The organism is Microvirga sp. HBU67558 (assembly GCF_018069605.1).
In the GTDB taxonomy this organism is placed as follows: domain Bacteria; phylum Pseudomonadota; class Alphaproteobacteria; order Rhizobiales; family Beijerinckiaceae; genus Microvirga; species Microvirga terrae.
This window is the reverse complement of sequence record NZ_JAGPUP010000563.1, coordinates 135,472-150,252: the sequence shown is the minus strand read 5'-3', so window position 1 is coordinate 150,252 and position 14,781 is coordinate 135,472. Positions and strand designations below refer to the sequence as shown.

The window sequence follows — 14,781 nt, the reverse complement described above, 5'->3', positions numbered from 1 at the left end:
CCATGTCTCTGTCAGTAGCCTACAACACGGCGCGTTCATCGCTCCTGGCGTCGCAATCGCAGATGGCGACGGTCTCACGCAACATCACCGGCGCGTCCGATCCAAGCTATTCACGCAAGATCGCGGCACTGGTGACTCAAGGGGGCGCGGCCCGCGTCGTGACGTTGAGAGCAAGCGATGCGGCGCTGCTGTCGAAAATGCTCGAGACTACGTCCGACGCAGCAACTCAGAAGGCGCTGCTGGAGGGGCTGGAGAAACTGAGCCAAACCGTGGGCGACACGGAACTCGACGAGTCTCTCGCCGCCCGCATCGGAGCCTTGGACAGTGCCCTCAAGCAATATGCCAATGCTCCGGACAATTCGCAGTACGCCCGGGCCTTCGTCACGGCGGCCACCAACATGGCATCCAGTCTGAATCAGGCCACATCGGCCGTTCAGGCCATCCGGCTGGAAGCCGACGGCAAGATTGCGGACTCCGTCGCCCGCATCAACGACCTTCTGGCGAAGTTCGAAAAGGCTAACCAGCAGGTCGTGAGCGGTTCAGCCCTCGGGGCCGACGTCACCGACGCCATGGACACCCGGGACAATCTGATCGCTCAGCTATCCGAGGAAATCGGCGTGACTGTTGTGCCGCGTGCCGGCAACGACATTGCCCTCTATACCGATAGTGGCGTTCCGCTGTTCGACAAGACAGCCAGGCAGGTCAAGTTCGACCAGACAAACGTTTACGCTCCCGGCACAACCGGTAAGGCCGTGTACATTGACGGCATTCAGGTGACCGGTGCGGGGGCCCTGATGCCTCTTAATTCCGGCAACCTCGTCGGGCTGGTGGCGGTGCGGGACGATGTCGCCGTGACATACCAGCGGCAGCTCGACGAACTCGCGCGCGGCCTCATCGAGACTTTTGCTGAGAAACATCAGACCGACGCATCCAAGCCCGATCTCCCGGGTGTCTTCACGGTTGCAGGCGCAACCAGCGTTCCCGCACCGCCGGCGACGACAGGTCTGGCAGGCCTGATCAGGGTCACGGACGAGATCGATCCCACGAAGAGCGCGACTGGAACCTTCGCGAACATTCGCGATGGCGGGATCAATGGCGCGGCTTACCGCTATAATCCCGATCCGGACAATGCGGCCTTCTCCGGTCGTCTGTACGGACTTGTCGGAGAGATTTCGAAGGAGCGGACGTTCGATAAAACACTCGGTCTGGGAGAGACGGTGTCCCTGCGGGAATTTGCTCAGGGATCCGCCAGCTGGGTCGAGTCCTCGCGTCAGAGCGCCGACCAGTCGCTGAATTACCGGAATACTCTTCTGGGACATGCATCGGAAGCGCTCTCGAACGCAACCGATGTCAATGAGGATGATGAAACCGCCCTGATGTTGCAGCTCGAGAAGTCCTACTCGGCTTCCGCGAAGCTGATCTCGGTGATCGATCAAATGATCAAGACGCTCCTAAACGCGGTGGGCTAGGGCATGAAGACGACATTCATCTCGACGGTGACGCTGTGGAACTCCCCTCGATCGTCGCTCGACAGGCTTCAGGAGAGCCTCACGAAGGCCAACACGGAGCTGACGACAGGCCGGCATGCGGATGTCGGGCTCGCTCTTGGATACAAGGTCGGAGAGTCGCTGTCCCTGCGCCAGCAGCGAACTGAGATCGACACGCTGACCAGCAGCAACGGATTGGCCATCCAGCGCCTCAAGACGACGACGTCTGCCCTGGACGGGATTCGCGAAAGCGCCACCAAGTTCCGGGATGCCCTGGTGGGACTGCCGGCCAACCCTCCCGTCGAGACGGTCAAGGGCCAAGCCGCGGCCTACATGAGCAGCCTCATCGGAAACCTCAATGTCTCGATCGGCGGCCAGTTCATCTTCGGGGGTATCAACACGAAGGCGGCGCCAGCCAACGACTATGCCGGCGGCAGCCCGGTCTCGCTCAAGGGGGTGGTTGCGACCGCATTCTCCGCGCCTGCGGCATCGGGCGGCTTCGGCTTCCCGCAGAGCGATCCGCTCGCCTCCGGGATCTCGGCCACCGATATGGAGGCCTTCTTGGACGGGCCGTTCAAGCAGATATTCGAAGGTGCCGACTGGAACAAGCTTTCCAATGCATCGGACCAAAACATCCAGAGCCTGATCTCGCCGACGGAGAAGGTCGAGACATCGACCAATGCGAATTCAACGCCCGTCCGTCAGATCGCCATGGCATACGCAATGGTCTTCGACCTCGGGATCGAGGCGCTCAGTCCCGAAGCGAGAAACGTCGTGTTCACGAAGGCGATCGCGGTGCTTTCGACAGCCATCAGCGGCCTGATCGACGTCCAGGCGGGGATCGGAACAGCACAGGCGAGAACCGAGACCGCCAACCAGAGGATGGAGTTGCAGAAGTCGATCTTCGACGAACGCATCGGAGGGTTGGAGGCCGTCGACCCCACGGAAGCAAAGGTCCGTGTCGATCAACTCATGACGCAAATCCAGACCTCCTACTCCCTGACTGCTCAGCTCAAGCAGCTGAGCCTCATCAACTATCTCTAGTATCGGGTTGAGTCGATGTATCGATTTTCATATGCAGAAGTTGTCGAAGACGCTCCTAGAGAATGCCGGCAGCGTGAATATGAGGTCTTCGAACGTGCGATCGGACTCCTGAAGGCTGCCGAGGGGCGGCCTTCCAGATCGCCCGAGGTGAATGACGCGATGGAATTCCTCCAGCGCCTGTGGACAGCCTTCGTCCAGGACCTGGCGCATCCCGACAACGAGTTGCCCGACAAGCTTAAAGCCCAGCTCATCTCGATAGGGTTCTGGGTCATGCGCGAGTCCAGCCGCGTAGCGCTGGGCGAGCACAACGACCTGAACGCGCTTATCGATATCAACACCATGATCCAGGAGGGCCTGAGATGAAAGCCAAAATGAGATTCTCCCTGAAGGCCGGGGAGCGCATCTTCATCAACGGCGCCGTTCTCACCGTGAGTCAGAAGGTGACCTTGAGCCTCCTGAACGAGGCCCGCTTCCTCCTGGAAAGCCATGTCCTCCAGGTCACGGATGCGACGACTCCGATGCGCCAGCTCTACTTCGTCGTGCAGTCGCTCCTGATCAACCCTCAGGAAGCCGGCAAAGTCATGGGCGCATTCCGCAAACTGCACGATGCTTTGATAACGGTCGCGACCGATGAAGGCGTGAAGGATTCGCTTCGCAAGGTCGGGGACCTCGTGGAAGCGGACCGCACGTTCGATGCGCTGAAGCTCATCCGCACCTTGTTCGAGCCGATCGAGGCTCATCCCTCCGCACCCGCTGAAGCCGCCGCGGTTCAGGCAGCCTAATTCAGGAGCCCCACGATGAACGTCTCCTCAATCTCAAACAACATCGCAACGCAGCGGACGGCCGCGACCGAGACGTCCTCGACGGCGAGCTACGACAACTTCCTGAAGCTGCTGCTCACGCAGATGAAGAACCAGGATCCGACCGAGCCCATGAAGTCGACCGACTACATGGCCCAGCTCGCGACCTTCTCCCAGGTCGAGCAGACCGTGAAGAGCAATTCCAAGCTCGATGCGCTGCTTTCGTCCTCGACATGGGCCCAGGCCGACAGCGTCATTGGCCGCACTGTCTCGACCGCTGACGGCAAGATCTCCGGCGAGGTCCTGTCCGTCACGATCGCCAGCGACGGCGCGGTGGCCAAGCTCAAGGGCGGAGAACAGATTCTCCTCGGGCCTGGCATCGTGGTGAGCTGACGATGAACGAGGTCGATGCCCTGGAGCTTGTCCGGGCAGCCATCTGGACCGTCATCATTGCGGCAGGGCCGGCAGTTGCCGCCGCAATGATCATCGGCATCGTCATCGCGCTTGTTCAGGCGCTGACGCAGATCCAGGAGGTCACCCTCACTTTCATCCCGAAGATCATCGCCATTCTGGTGGTCGCGCTCGTCACCGCTTCCTTCGTCGGATCGCAGATCTTTGCCTTCACCGAACTGGTCTACGGCAAGATTGTAACAGGGTTCTAGTTCCTGGTCTTGCGATCGACTGATGCGCTGCGGAATTCCCTGTCCGGGCGAATGAGCGACCCTCGCGCAAGCTTCGTGGTTCATGTGTCTGTCTGATCGTTCATTCGTTGAGCTGGCAGGCACATGGAAGCAAGTGAAGTGACAGCCCCGGGGCGTGGCAGAGACCTGGCATTCGCCGGCGCGGTCGTCGGCATTCTCGCCATCCTCTTTCTTCCGATCCCGCCGATTGCGATCGATATGGGCCTCGCCCTCTCGGTTGCCCTCTCCGTCCTGATTCTGATGGTGGCGCTCTGGATCCAGAAGCCCCTCGATTTCTCGGCTTTTCCTACCGTCCTCCTCATCGCAACTTTGTTGCGACTTGCGCTGAGCATCGCGTCGACCCGTCTCATCCTGTCCGACGGCCATAAAGGCGTCGACGCGGCCGGCCACGTGATCAGCGGCTTCTCGCAGTTCGTGATGAGCGGCGACTTCGTCATCGGCATCGTGGTCTTCATCATCCTGATCACGGTCAACTTCCTGGTGATCACGAAAGGCGCAACCCGTATCGCGGAAGTGGGCGCGCGCTTTACGCTCGACGCCATTCCCGGCAAGCAGATGGCCATCGATGCCGATCTGTCGGCCGGACTCATCGACGAGAAGGACGCTCAGAAACGCCGGCGTGAGCTCGAAGAGGAAAGCGCCTTCTTCGGATCCATGGACGGCGCCTCCAAGTTCGTTCGCGGCGAGGCCGTCGCGAGCCTGATCACGATCGCCGTCAACATCTTCGGCGGCATCGTCATCGGGGTCACGCGCCATGGCATGCCTCTGTCCAAGGCCGCCGACGTTTTCGTCCAGCTCTCCGTGGGTGATGGACTTGTCAGCCAGATCCCGGCGCTCGTCGTCTCCCTGGCCGCAGGCCTTCTGGTGTCGAAGGGCGGTACGAGAGGACAGGCACAGCAGGCCGTGCTCGGGCAGCTTGGCGCCTATCCCCGGGCCCTCATGGTTGCCGCCGCTCTGATGTTCGTCTTCGCGATCGTGCCTGGCCTGCCGATGCTCCCGTTCCTGGTGCTCGGCTGCTGCATGGGCTTCATCGCCTATTCGATTCCCAAACAGAGAGCCGAGCAGGAAGCAAAGGCTCAGGCCAAGCTCGCGCAGGAACAGCAGAAGACCCTTCTGGAGTCCCGGGATACGGTCAAGGAATCCTTGAAGCTCGCTGAGATCGAGCTCTGCCTGGGCAAGCATCTGGCCTCCCATCTCACCAGTTCCCATGGGGACTTGGCTCATCGCGTCAGCAAGATGCGCAAGAAGTTCGCTCAGGATTACGGTTTCGTGCTGCCGGACGTGAAGCTCTCAGACAGCCTCATGATCCCGCCTAAGAGCTACCAGATCAAAATCCACGGAACCGTCATCGCGACGCAGGAAGTTCGCCCGGGCGATCTTCTCGTCGTGCTCGGCGACGGACCGATGCCCGACGTGCCGGGTGACGAAGTGCGGGAGCCGGCCTTCGGCATGAAGGCCATGTGGGTGTCGGATGTCTATCTGAGCGAGATCAAGCGGCAGGGATTCCAGGCCGTCGATGGAGCGTCGGTCCTCCTCACTCACCTGAGCGAGGTGATCCGCAACAACCTGCCGCAGCTTCTGTCCTACAAGGATGTGCGCAATCTGCTGGATGGCCTGGACTCCGAGTACAAGCGCCTGCTCGACGACATCTGCCCCTCGCAGATTTCCTATTCCGGGCTCCAGTCGGTCCTGAAACTCCTGCTGGCGGAGCGGGTCTCGATCCGCAACCTGAGCCTCATCCTCGAGGCGATCGCCGAGATCGCCCCCCATGCTCGCAGGGCCGAGCAGCTGGTGGAGCATGTGCGGGTCCGGATCGCCCAGCAGATCTGCGGCGATCTCGCCGAGGGCGGCGCTCTGAACGTCCTCAGGCTCGGCAACAAATGGGACATCGCATTCCATCAAAGCCTGAAGCGGGACGCCAAGGGCGACGTGGTCGAGTTCGACATCGATCCCCGGCTCGTAGAACAGTTCGGAACCGAGGCGTCCGATGCCATCAAGACCCGCATGGGTCAGGTTCATACCTTCGCGGTCGTGACGGCGCCGGATGCGCGCCCCTACGTGCGCATGATCATCGAGCGCATGTTCTCGTCCCTGCCGGTTCTCTCGCATCTGGAAATCGCCCGCGGCGTGGAGGTCAATTCGCTTGGTACGATCTCGTGAGCCAGCTGATCCCCGAGATCCTGCTGGCGATCTTCCTGATCTTCTGCCGGATCGGCGGATGCCTGATGATGGCGCCCGGATTCTCGAGCAGCCGGATTCCGATGCAAGTCCGCCTCTTCATCGGCCTGGCCACCAGCTTGGCGCTGGCCCCGGTCCTTCTCGATAAGGTTCAGGCCGGCATCGCCTCCCAGGCGCCTGCGGCCATCCTGGTCTATATCGGCTCGGAGCTCCTGACCGGAATCCTGATCGGCCTCTTGGGACGCGTATACTTCTTCGCCCTGCAATCCATGCTGAGCGCCGTCGCGATGGCGCTGAGCTTCAGCATGCCGGGCACCCCGATCGATGAGGCGGAGCCCCTTCCTGCGATCAGCTCGTTCATCATGATGGTGGCAACGGCCGTTCTGTTCCTCTCCGATCTTCACTGGGAAGTGTTTCGCGGTCTCGTCGACTCCTACTCGCGGCTTGCGATGGGCGAGGGACTGGGCACGAGGCTGTCGCTGACGCAGCTGGTCGACCAGATCGGCATCGCGTTCGTGCTTGCCCTGAGGATCAGCAGCCCCTTCATCCTCTATTCCGTCATCGTCAATCTCGCGGTCGGGCTGACGAACAAGCTCACGCCCCAGATCCCGGTGTACTTCCTGGCGACTCCCTTCGTCATGGTCGGCGGATTGCTGATCGTGTACTTCGCCGCCAGCGATTACGTGCTCCTCTTCATGGAGGCTTTCTCAACCTGGCTTCGGAACGGATAGGCCCATGAAGCAGAGGGTTCGCAAGATCGAACGTATCCTGAAGGTCCAGCAGCATCTCCAGAAGGAAGCGGAGCTGAGGCTCGCTACGCTCGAGCGGGAGTCGACCGAGCTCAAGGCCGCCCAGGAGACGCTCATCCGGACGATGAACGATCACGAGACACTGCACGGGCTTTTCGTCGATGTCACGGCCAAGCGCCTGCAGGGGCTGGCGTCCCAGGCGAGCAAAGTGGACAAGGCGAAGACGGTGCAGAAGGCGATGACCATCGATCGGGCCATGCAGGCCAAGCGCACGGAAAAGATGCTGACCGGCCTGAAGGGGCATGAGCGCCGCGAGGCCGAAAAGAAGGACCTCGCCACGATCCTCGAAGGGCTCGCAAAAGGCGGCAGCGCAAGCTTCCCGTAAGCTAGCCGGGTTACACCTTGCCTCGAGTTTAGAAACCTGAAGAGATGCGAGATGGCGATCAGCCCGCCCTCCGATATTGTCAACGACGTCGCAAGAGCGGCGGATCCCGCGCGCTACCAGGCGGCCGCGCAGAAGCTCCTCGACGGCGCGTCCGCGGTGGACGGAGCCAGCTTCGAGGACGCGGTGAAGTCAGTGGCCGGCCAGCCTCTCATGGCGTCCGGCGCGGATGTCTATACCCTGCGCATTTCGCTTCGCAACGACGCCGAGTCGGCCGGCGCCGCCCGGTCGAAGAAGGCGCACCAGGAGTTCGAGGCCTATATTCTTCAGACCTTCGTGGAATCCATGCTCCCGAAGGATGCGGAGAACACCTACGGCAAGGGCAATGCGGGCTCGATCTGGAAATCCATGATGGCCGAGCAGATCGGCGCGCAGATTTCGAAGGCGGGCGGCATCGGTATCGCGCAGCATGTCCTCGGAACCCGGGTGACCGGACCGTCCTCCGACATCCCGGCTCCTCGGCCGATCCCGCCGTTCTCGACCAAGATTTGACCTCAGAGCGCACGACGGCAAGAGCGTCCGACCGTCGCCAGAAAACAGGAACCACCATGATGCTGATGAAGTCCCTGGATCGACTCGAAGAAACGCTGGACATGGAAACCGCTGCTCTCATGGCGCGCGACCTGTCGAACCTGGACGAGTTCAACCGGCGCAAGAGCCAATGCCTGCTCGAGATCAGCCGGATCGTCCGCACGGCCGAGATCCACGCGCTCGATCAGAAGGCGACGAAGCGGCTGCAGGATCTCCAGGCCAAGATCGAGACCAACCAGGACATCCTGCGGCGCCATATGCAGGCCGTTCAGGAGGTCGCGAGCATCATCTCGACGGCGATCCAGAGCGCTGAATCCGACAGCACATATTCGGTGCACATGAACAAGGCGGGCTTCGGCGCATGATGAAGAACGTCATGGCGGGCTTCTGGGTCTGCGCGGTCACGCTGGCGTCCTGCTATGCGGCCGTGACCTGGACTGTCGGCAAGGCGCCCGCGGAGGAGAAGGGAAGTTACGAAGGGCTGCAGTACAAGAAGCTGCCGCCCATGAACATCCCGATCGTCGCGGAAGGAGCCGTGCAGGGCTACGTGATCGCAAATCTCGTCTTCACGGCGGATGCCAAGACCCTGCGCGAGATCTCCGTGCCGCCCGAAGCCTTCATCCAGGACGAGATCTTCCGCCATGTCTATGCCGACGAGACGCTCGATTTCAAGAAGCTCTCCCGGTACAACGTCAACGGCATGATCGGCAGCGTCCGCGAGAAGATCAACAAGCGCCTGGGGGCCGAGATCGTCAAGGAGATCCTGGTCGAGAATTTCAACTTCGTGGACAAATCCGACATCCGCTCCTAGCGCGCCGGTCGACCCGGTGCGGCGGGGCGGCGACGCCTGGAAAGAATTTTTTGATGACCTATTGCCTGATCATTGATGACTCCCGCGTAATCCGAAAGGTATCCCGCGACATTGTCGAGAGCCTGGATTGTCGCGTCTCCGAAGCCGAGAACGGAGAGGCGGGCCTCAAAGCCTGCCAGAACGAGATGCCGGACGTGATCCTCCTCGATTGGAACATGCCCGTCATGGACGGCTACAGCTTCCTCAAGGCGCTGCGCAGCACGCCGGAAGGCCGGTCCCCGAAGGTGGTCTTCTGCACGACGGAGAACGGCCTCGACCATATCACGCGTGCGCTGGAAGCGGGCGCGGACGAATATGTCATGAAGCCGTTCGACAAGGATATCCTCGCCGCCAAGCTCCAGGGGCTCGGTGTTCTTTCAGCAACGCATTCGGCGTGAGACGATGTCCCATTCTCCCTTATCCCAGACAGGCCCCGCTCCTGGCCGCCTCACCCGCGTGATGATCGTCGACGACAGCGCGGTGATCCGCGGCATGATCGGCCGATGGCTCACGGAAGCCGGCGGCTTCGACATCGTGGCGACCGCGTCGAACGGCCGGATGGCCGTCGATGCGGCGGAGCGCTCGAAGCCCGAGATCATCCTGCTCGACATCGAGATGCCGGAGGTTGATGGCCTCGCGGCCCTGCCGATGATCCTGAAGGCGCATCCGGCCAGCAAGGTGATCGTGATCTCGACCCTCACCCAGAGGAACGCCGAGATCTCCCTGAAATGCCTCTCGCTCGGCGCTGTCGATTATCTGGCGAAGCCGGAGAGCGCCCGCGCGGCCGGCGCGGCGGCGGATTTCCGCCGCGACCTCGTGGACAAGCTCCGGGCCCTGGGCGAGACGAAGGCCCGCCCGGCGAGAACCTTCGCGGCGCCCGCGCCGACCGTCGTTTCCCCGGCGCCCGCTCCGCTTGCGCGGCCGAGCGCCACCAGGCCGCAATGCCTCCTCATCGGGTCGTCCACGGGCGGTCCGCGCGCCGTCGAGCGCGTGCTCCTCGATCTGAAGCCGGCGCTGGCCACCATCCCGGTGCTGATCGTCCAGCACATGCCGGCGATGTTCACAGCCGTCTTCGCCGAGCACCTGCAGACGCTGTTGTCCGTTCCGGCCCGCGAGGGGCGTGACGGGGACGTGGTGGCGCCCGGCACGATCCTGGTCGCTCCCGGCGGACGGCACATGGGCGTGGTGTCGTCCGGCGGCAAAACGACGATCCGTCTCAACGACGGGCCGCCGGAGAATTTCTGCCGCCCGGCCGTCGACGTGCTGTTCCGCGAGGCCGCCGCCATCTACGGCGCCTCGGCGCTCGCCGTCGTGCTGACCGGCATGGGCTCGGACGGCACGCAGGGCGCGCGCTTCCTCACCAAGGCGGGCGCGACCGTGATCGCCCAGGACGAAGCGACGAGCATCGTCTGGGGCATGCCGGGCAGCATCGTGAAGGCGGGCCTCGCCCATGACATCCTTCCCCTGGAATCCATCGGCCGTTCCCTGAAGGGCCTCATCACCGGAGCGTCGAAATGACCGAGGCCGAATTCGAAGCCCTGCGCGTCTTCCTGAAGGCCCGGTCCGGCCTGGCGCTGTCTCCCGACAAACGCTACCTGGTCGAAAGCCGCCTCTCGTCCGTGTGCACGCGCTTCAAGCTCGAGACCCTCTCGCACCTCGTGCGGGAGATCAGGACCGGCCGCGCGATCGCGCTCGAAAAGGCGACGATCGAGGCGATGACGACGAACGAGACCTTCTTCTTTCGGGACAAGACACCGTTCGATCTCTTCCAGGACGTCCTGCTGCCCAAGTATATCAAGGAGCGGGCGACCAGCCGCAGGCTGCGGATCTGGTGCGCGGCGGCGTCCAGCGGCCAGGAGCCGTATTCGCTGGCGATGCTCCTGAAGGAGGCCTCCGCCCGCATGCCGGGCTGGCACATCGACATCGTGGCGTCCGACATTTCCACCGAGGTGCTGGAGAAGGCGAAGGCCGGCCTCTACAACCAGTTCGAGGTGCAGCGCGGATTGCCGATCCGCCTCCTCGTGAAGTACTTCACGCAGGTGGGCGACCAATGGCAGATCGCCCCGGAGATCCGCGCCATGGTGGATTTCCGCTACCTCAACCTGCTCGACGATTTCGGCCGCCTCGGCCCGTTCGACATCGTCTATTGCCGCAACGTGCTGATCTATTTCGACGCGCCTCTCAAGGCGGACGTTCTGCGCCGGATCTCCACCATCATGGCGGCGGACGGCTCGCTCCTGCTCGGAGCGTCCGAGACCGTGCTCGGCGTCACGGACGCCCTGACCCTCGATCCGGCCCATCGCGGGCTCTACTCCAAGTCTCCGGTGGCGAGTGCCCCGAAGATGGTCGCCATCGGCGCGCGGTAGAGCGTCGTAAGGGCCCGAAAGGGTAGCGTCAGCGATAAGTGGACTTCATTTCCCGTACGCTGCGCCAGTGAGCTCTCCCGCGTCATGGCCGGGCCTGTCCCGGCCGTCCGGCGCCCTCGGGGCCGACACCCTCCCCATGTCATGGCCGGGCTCGTCCCGGCCATCCCGCTGCGGTGGAACGCAGCGCCTCACGGCATCGAGATCACCGGCACAAGGCCGGTGATGACGACGGAAGGGGCAGAGTCGCGTTCCAAACAAGCGTGATCGCCGGAAGCGTCCACCCCGAGGGTCGGGCGCTCTTTTTATGCCGCGCAGAGCGGACTGTCATAGTTAACAAACTGTAAACACAAAGTTTTTTGCGAGAATCGATCTCTTTCTGCTTGACGCAACGGACGCCCCTCATTAAACAGAAAGCACAAGCACCGCCGACGAAGCGCTCATCGCTTCGGGTGCCTAAGAAAGCACTATGGTACGCCTTCCGATGAAGGCCAGGCATGATGCCATTCCATTTTGCCGGTAAAAGCCCGGATGTCATGTGAGCAGCGGATCGAGATTCACTCGAGGCATGAAGCCACTCCGCTGGGTCGGTTAAAATCCGACATTCCCTGAAAAAATCTCACATCATTCAAGGAAGAAGCACATGTCTTCGATTCTTACGAACTCCAGCGCGCTGACCGCTCTCCAGAACCTGAACAACACCCAGCGCGCTCTGAGCAAGACCCAGAGCCAGATCTCGACGGGTCTGAAGGTCGCCACCGCTGCCGACAACGCGACCAATTGGTCGGTGTCGACGCAGATGAAGTCCGACAACAGCGTGCTTGGCACCGTCAAGGACTCGCTGAAGCAGAACTCGGCTCTCGTTAAGACGACCACCGCTGCGCTTTCCCAGGTTGTCGAAACCATCACGAAGATCAAAGAGCAGCTCACTCAGGCGAAAGACGTCGACGGCACGGCTCCGACGGCAGCTGCTGGCTACGCTGAAATCAATAAGGCCCTCGACGGCCTCGGAAAGACTCTCGACGGTCTCGTGAAGGGAGCGAACTTCAACGGTGTGAACCTCCTGACTGGCGGCGACGCTACGACTGCCGGTGATGCATTGCGTGTTGTGACCGGCTATAGCGAGAAGACGTTTACGTCGATCTCTGGTCCCGCCAGCGTCAATCTCCTTTCCGCGACCGCTACCGGACTCGACGGTCTGATCAATCTCGCTGACATCAATGCCCCGGATGCTCCGGCCGGAACTGGTTCTATCGCGACTGCTATGGGTCTTGCCGATGATGCTCTCAAGGTAGTTCGTGAACTCGCAGCGGATTTCGGTGCGGTTCAGAACCAGATCGAAGCTCAGTCCAAGTTCATTGAGGTTCTGTCCGACTCGCTGACGAACGGTGTCTCCGCGATGGTCGACGCCGACATGAACGAGGCTTCGACCCGCCTGCAGGCCCTGCAGACGCAGCAGCAGCTCGGAGTGCAGTCGCTTTCGATCGCGAACCAGAACAGCCAGATGATCCTGAAGCTCTTCAACTAAGAGCCTCCTGATCGGTGACCATGAGGCCCCGTCTTGCGAAAGGCGGGGCCTTCTTTTTGGATCGCTCGCGGAACGCTGAGCCATGTTCAATGCATTTCACCGCACGACCGTCCTGGTGCTCGCGGGCACGCTCGGGCTGGTCGTCCCTGACCTTTCTGCCCTTTCGGCGACGGATTCGCTCCGGACCTGGAACTACGCCCTCCAGACCGACCAGAGCGGACTTCCGTACCGGGCGCTGGCACAGGTCCGGGGAGGGGAGGGGAGCTCCCTCTGGTTCTCCTGCACGCGGGTCGCCGCCGAGGAAGGCGAGCCGCTGCAGGTCGCCATGGCGGCGACCGTGACGCAGCGCGCCTATCTCGGCCCGAGCGATGCGCGGGGACGCAGCACGGTCTACTGGCTCGACGATCGCCCGCCGGAGGTTGCCCCCTGGATCTACCGCGATCGCTACGGGCAGCTGCGCGGCGAGAGCGAGGTCATGGGTTTCGTGGCAAGCCTCGCGACAGCACAGACCCTTATCGTGGAGCTTGCGAATTACCGCCTCGAGCCGATGAGCGTGACGTTCGCCCTCGTGCCCGACGAGACCAAGGCGGTCGCCGAGCGGTTCGCGAAGGATTGCCGGACCATCGCAACGGCTCAGGATTGATGCGCGGCCCGCGGCGATGCGGGCCGAAGGAGTGAACCATGATCAGCACGATGACCCGCTACCAGATGTTGCAGACCAACACGGCGCTGACCAAGACGCTCACCCAGAACGACGCGATGGTCAAGCGCGACACCGAGTACTACCTGGCGAACATCTCGAAGGTGAAGACCATCGACGATTTCATGAAGGATTACCGCCTGTACAGCTATGCCATGAAGGCCTATGGCCTCGAGGACATGATCTACGCCAAGGCCTTCGTCAAGAAGGTGCTCACCGAAGGGATCACGGATACCAAGAGCATGGCGAACAAGATGACGGACTCGCGCTACAAGGAGTTCGCCGCCGCCTTCGACTTCGCCGCCAAGGGCGACAAGGCGACGTCCCAGGCGAGCGCCACCACGAAAGCCGTCAGCCGGTACTACGAGTATACGCTCGAGAAGAAGGAAGGCGAGCAGAACGAGGGGGTGCGGATCGCGCTCTATTTCAAGCGCAAGGCGTCCAGCATCACCACCACCATGGGGCTTCTGGGCGACAAGGCGATTCTGAAGTTCGTCCAGACCACGTTCAACATCCCGACCGGTGCCTCCAAGGCGGATCTCGACCTGCAGGTCCGCAACCTGGAGAAGCACATCAACGTCAAGGACCTCCAGGATCCCAAGAAGGTCGACAAGCTGATCCAGCGCTTCTCCGCCATGTACGATATGAACAACGTCAGCGCCGCCACGGCGGCCCCGGTCCTGACCCTGTTCTCGGAGCCGGCGGAAGCGGGCGTCAGCGTCGACCTGATGATGAGCATCTCGAAGCTCAGGCTCGGCGGCTTCTGATCATCCCTTCGCGACGACGACATCGACGATGGTCCGTTCCGAGAGCGGCACCGCATCGGTGGGCGCGTTCACCACGAACACGCCGCTGCAGATTGTCGTGAGCTTGCGCACCGGCGCGTGGTGCTTGTCGGCGCCGATCAGGTAGTTGACCGTGTAATAGGGCTCGCCGCCCACATAGGCGGTCTGCCGGCTCTCGAAGATGTAGCCGATCTGGGTCGGGCTGATCCTGTAGACGGTCCGCGGCGGCCCCCAGGCGGCGATGCGCGCCGAAATGGGTTTGCCGATATAATCCGAGCACGACAGGGCGAGCGTTTCCTGGGTCGTCGGCACGCAGCCGCCGGCGCCGATGGCCGCCGCGAGTGTCACGAAGAGCGCTCTCACACCAATCTCCCAGAAATTCGAATTCGCTTCTGCGTCTGATTATAGGCGTGACCCGGCGCAACCGAAGCTCTTCGTGCGATTGTAGTAAATCCCAGGAACACGGCGTCAGGTTCGGGCAAGCTCGCGATGCCATAGAGAACGGGTTACCTCCGAAGGATGAGGAGAGATCCGTGGCTGTCATTCTCGTGCCGGTTGTCGCGGCATCCCTGGTCGGGTTGATCGGAACACCCGTCGTTCGCCTCATGGTTTCGTCGAAGAGA

At 62.2% G+C, this 14,781-nt stretch carries 19 protein-coding genes; 18 read left to right on the top strand and 1 reads right to left on the bottom strand.

Annotated elements, in window-relative coordinates; genetic code table 11:
• The first annotated feature begins 2 nt into the window (after window positions 1-2).
• The 18 genes from flgK to KBI52_RS31605 all read left to right on the top strand — a co-directional run bounded on the left by flgK (window position 3) and on the right by KBI52_RS31605 (window position 14,140).
• Entirely contained in the window at window positions 3-1,469 is a 1,467-nt protein-coding gene (gene flgK / locus KBI52_RS31690) for a flagellar hook-associated protein FlgK (protein ID WP_210812792.1), read from the top strand.
• A 3-nt stretch (window positions 1,470-1,472) separates the two neighbouring features.
• Window positions 1,473-2,531 (top strand): flagellar hook-associated family protein, encoded by a 1,059-nt coding sequence (locus tag KBI52_RS31685; protein ID WP_210812791.1) that lies wholly within the window; start codon window positions 1,473-1,475, stop codon window positions 2,529-2,531.
• Window positions 2,532-2,546: 15 nt separating this feature from the next.
• Complete coding sequence (gene flaF, locus KBI52_RS31680; protein WP_173950075.1) at window positions 2,547-2,894, top strand: flagellar biosynthesis regulator FlaF; 348 nt, start codon at window positions 2,547-2,549, stop codon at window positions 2,892-2,894.
• Entirely contained in the window at window positions 2,891-3,313 is a 423-nt protein-coding gene (gene flbT / locus KBI52_RS31675; RefSeq protein ID WP_210812790.1) for a flagellar biosynthesis repressor FlbT, read from the top strand. Before flaF ends, flbT begins: the two co-directional genes overlap by 4 nt.
• A gap of 15 nt (window positions 3,314-3,328) precedes the next feature.
• Window positions 3,329-3,724 (top strand): flagellar hook assembly protein FlgD, encoded by a 396-nt coding sequence (gene flgD / locus KBI52_RS31670; protein ID WP_173950077.1) that lies wholly within the window; start codon window positions 3,329-3,331, stop codon window positions 3,722-3,724.
• Between the two features lie 2 nt (window positions 3,725-3,726).
• Complete coding sequence (locus KBI52_RS31665; protein ID WP_173950078.1) at window positions 3,727-3,993, top strand: flagellar biosynthetic protein FliQ; 267 nt, start codon at window positions 3,727-3,729, stop codon at window positions 3,991-3,993.
• 123 nt (window positions 3,994-4,116) lie between these two features.
• Complete coding sequence (gene flhA, locus KBI52_RS31660; RefSeq protein WP_173950079.1) at window positions 4,117-6,192, top strand: flagellar biosynthesis protein FlhA; 2,076 nt, start codon at window positions 4,117-4,119, stop codon at window positions 6,190-6,192.
• Window positions 6,189-6,941 carry a flagellar biosynthesis protein FliR gene (gene fliR / locus KBI52_RS31655; protein ID WP_210812789.1) on the top strand — a complete coding sequence of 251 codons (753 nt, stop codon included), beginning with the start codon at window positions 6,189-6,191 and terminating at the stop codon, window positions 6,939-6,941. Before flhA ends, fliR begins: the two co-directional genes overlap by 4 nt.
• 4 nt (window positions 6,942-6,945) lie before the next feature.
• Window positions 6,946-7,344, top strand: a complete 399-nt coding sequence (locus KBI52_RS31650; protein WP_173950081.1) for a hypothetical protein — start codon at window positions 6,946-6,948, stop codon at window positions 7,342-7,344.
• A gap of 51 nt (window positions 7,345-7,395) precedes the next feature.
• Complete coding sequence (locus tag KBI52_RS31645) at window positions 7,396-7,893, top strand: rod-binding protein (protein ID WP_210812788.1); 498 nt, start codon at window positions 7,396-7,398, stop codon at window positions 7,891-7,893.
• A gap of 101 nt (window positions 7,894-7,994) precedes the next feature.
• Window positions 7,995-8,297 carry a flagellar protein FlgN gene (locus KBI52_RS31640; protein ID WP_210812787.1) on the top strand — a complete coding sequence of 101 codons (303 nt, stop codon included), beginning with the start codon at window positions 7,995-7,997 and terminating at the stop codon, window positions 8,295-8,297.
• Window positions 8,294-8,743 (top strand): hypothetical protein, encoded by a 450-nt coding sequence (locus KBI52_RS31635; protein ID WP_247654767.1) that lies wholly within the window; start codon window positions 8,294-8,296, stop codon window positions 8,741-8,743. The genes KBI52_RS31640 and KBI52_RS31635 overlap by 4 nt, the downstream gene beginning before the upstream one ends.
• Window positions 8,744-8,796: 53 nt before the next feature.
• Window positions 8,797-9,180 (top strand): PleD family two-component system response regulator, encoded by a 384-nt coding sequence (locus tag KBI52_RS31630; protein WP_173950084.1) that lies wholly within the window; start codon window positions 8,797-8,799, stop codon window positions 9,178-9,180.
• A 4-nt stretch (window positions 9,181-9,184) separates the two neighbouring features.
• Window positions 9,185-10,300 (top strand): chemotaxis response regulator protein-glutamate methylesterase, encoded by a 1,116-nt coding sequence (locus KBI52_RS31625; RefSeq protein ID WP_173950085.1) that lies wholly within the window; start codon window positions 9,185-9,187, stop codon window positions 10,298-10,300.
• Window positions 10,297-11,148 carry a protein-glutamate O-methyltransferase CheR gene (locus KBI52_RS31620; protein ID WP_210812786.1) on the top strand — a complete coding sequence of 284 codons (852 nt, stop codon included), beginning with the start codon at window positions 10,297-10,299 and terminating at the stop codon, window positions 11,146-11,148. The genes KBI52_RS31625 and KBI52_RS31620 overlap by 4 nt, the downstream gene beginning before the upstream one ends.
• Before the next feature lie 640 nt (window positions 11,149-11,788).
• Window positions 11,789-12,673 carry a flagellin gene (locus tag KBI52_RS31615; RefSeq protein WP_173950087.1) on the top strand — a complete coding sequence of 295 codons (885 nt, stop codon included), beginning with the start codon at window positions 11,789-11,791 and terminating at the stop codon, window positions 12,671-12,673.
• 82 nt (window positions 12,674-12,755) lie between these two features.
• Window positions 12,756-13,316 carry a hypothetical protein gene (locus KBI52_RS31610; RefSeq protein ID WP_210812785.1) on the top strand — a complete coding sequence of 187 codons (561 nt, stop codon included), beginning with the start codon at window positions 12,756-12,758 and terminating at the stop codon, window positions 13,314-13,316.
• 38 nt (window positions 13,317-13,354) lie between these two features.
• Window positions 13,355-14,140, top strand: a complete 786-nt coding sequence (locus KBI52_RS31605) for a DUF1217 domain-containing protein (protein ID WP_173950089.1) — start codon at window positions 13,355-13,357, stop codon at window positions 14,138-14,140.
• Here the strand turns inward: KBI52_RS31605 and KBI52_RS31600 are convergent, their stop codons facing one another.
• Window positions 14,141-14,521 (bottom strand): hypothetical protein, encoded by a 381-nt coding sequence (locus tag KBI52_RS31600; RefSeq protein WP_173950090.1) that lies wholly within the window; start codon window positions 14,519-14,521, stop codon window positions 14,141-14,143.
• Window positions 14,522-14,781 lie beyond the last annotated feature (260 nt).

Excerpts from the sequence above, each read along its gene's own strand:
- flgK (WP_210812792.1), top strand. The coding sequence starts at position 3 with ATGTCTCTGTCAGTAGCCTACAACACGGCGCGTTCATCGCTCCTGGCG.
- KBI52_RS31685 (WP_210812791.1), top strand. The coding sequence starts at position 1,473 with ATGAAGACGACATTCATCTCGACGGTGACGCTGTGGAACTCCCCTCGA.
- flaF (WP_173950075.1), top strand. The coding sequence starts at position 2,547 with ATGTATCGATTTTCATATGCAGAAGTTGTCGAAGACGCTCCTAGAGAA.
- flbT (WP_210812790.1), top strand. The coding sequence starts at position 2,891 with ATGAAAGCCAAAATGAGATTCTCCCTGAAGGCCGGGGAGCGCATCTTC.
- flgD (WP_173950077.1), top strand. The coding sequence starts at position 3,329 with ATGAACGTCTCCTCAATCTCAAACAACATCGCAACGCAGCGGACGGCC.
- KBI52_RS31665 (WP_173950078.1), top strand. The coding sequence starts at position 3,727 with ATGAACGAGGTCGATGCCCTGGAGCTTGTCCGGGCAGCCATCTGGACC.
- flhA (WP_173950079.1), top strand. The coding sequence starts at position 4,117 with ATGGAAGCAAGTGAAGTGACAGCCCCGGGGCGTGGCAGAGACCTGGCA.
- KBI52_RS31650 (WP_173950081.1), top strand. The coding sequence starts at position 6,946 with ATGAAGCAGAGGGTTCGCAAGATCGAACGTATCCTGAAGGTCCAGCAG.
- KBI52_RS31645 (WP_210812788.1), top strand. The coding sequence starts at position 7,396 with ATGGCGATCAGCCCGCCCTCCGATATTGTCAACGACGTCGCAAGAGCG.
- KBI52_RS31640 (WP_210812787.1), top strand. The coding sequence starts at position 7,995 with ATGGAAACCGCTGCTCTCATGGCGCGCGACCTGTCGAACCTGGACGAG.
- KBI52_RS31635 (WP_247654767.1), top strand. The coding sequence starts at position 8,294 with ATGATGAAGAACGTCATGGCGGGCTTCTGGGTCTGCGCGGTCACGCTG.
- KBI52_RS31630 (WP_173950084.1), top strand. The coding sequence starts at position 8,797 with ATGACCTATTGCCTGATCATTGATGACTCCCGCGTAATCCGAAAGGTA.
- KBI52_RS31625 (WP_173950085.1), top strand. The coding sequence starts at position 9,185 with ATGTCCCATTCTCCCTTATCCCAGACAGGCCCCGCTCCTGGCCGCCTC.
- KBI52_RS31620 (WP_210812786.1), top strand. The coding sequence starts at position 10,297 with ATGACCGAGGCCGAATTCGAAGCCCTGCGCGTCTTCCTGAAGGCCCGG.
- KBI52_RS31615 (WP_173950087.1), top strand. The coding sequence starts at position 11,789 with ATGTCTTCGATTCTTACGAACTCCAGCGCGCTGACCGCTCTCCAGAAC.
- KBI52_RS31610 (WP_210812785.1), top strand. The coding sequence starts at position 12,756 with ATGTTCAATGCATTTCACCGCACGACCGTCCTGGTGCTCGCGGGCACG.
- KBI52_RS31605 (WP_173950089.1), top strand. The coding sequence starts at position 13,355 with ATGATCAGCACGATGACCCGCTACCAGATGTTGCAGACCAACACGGCG.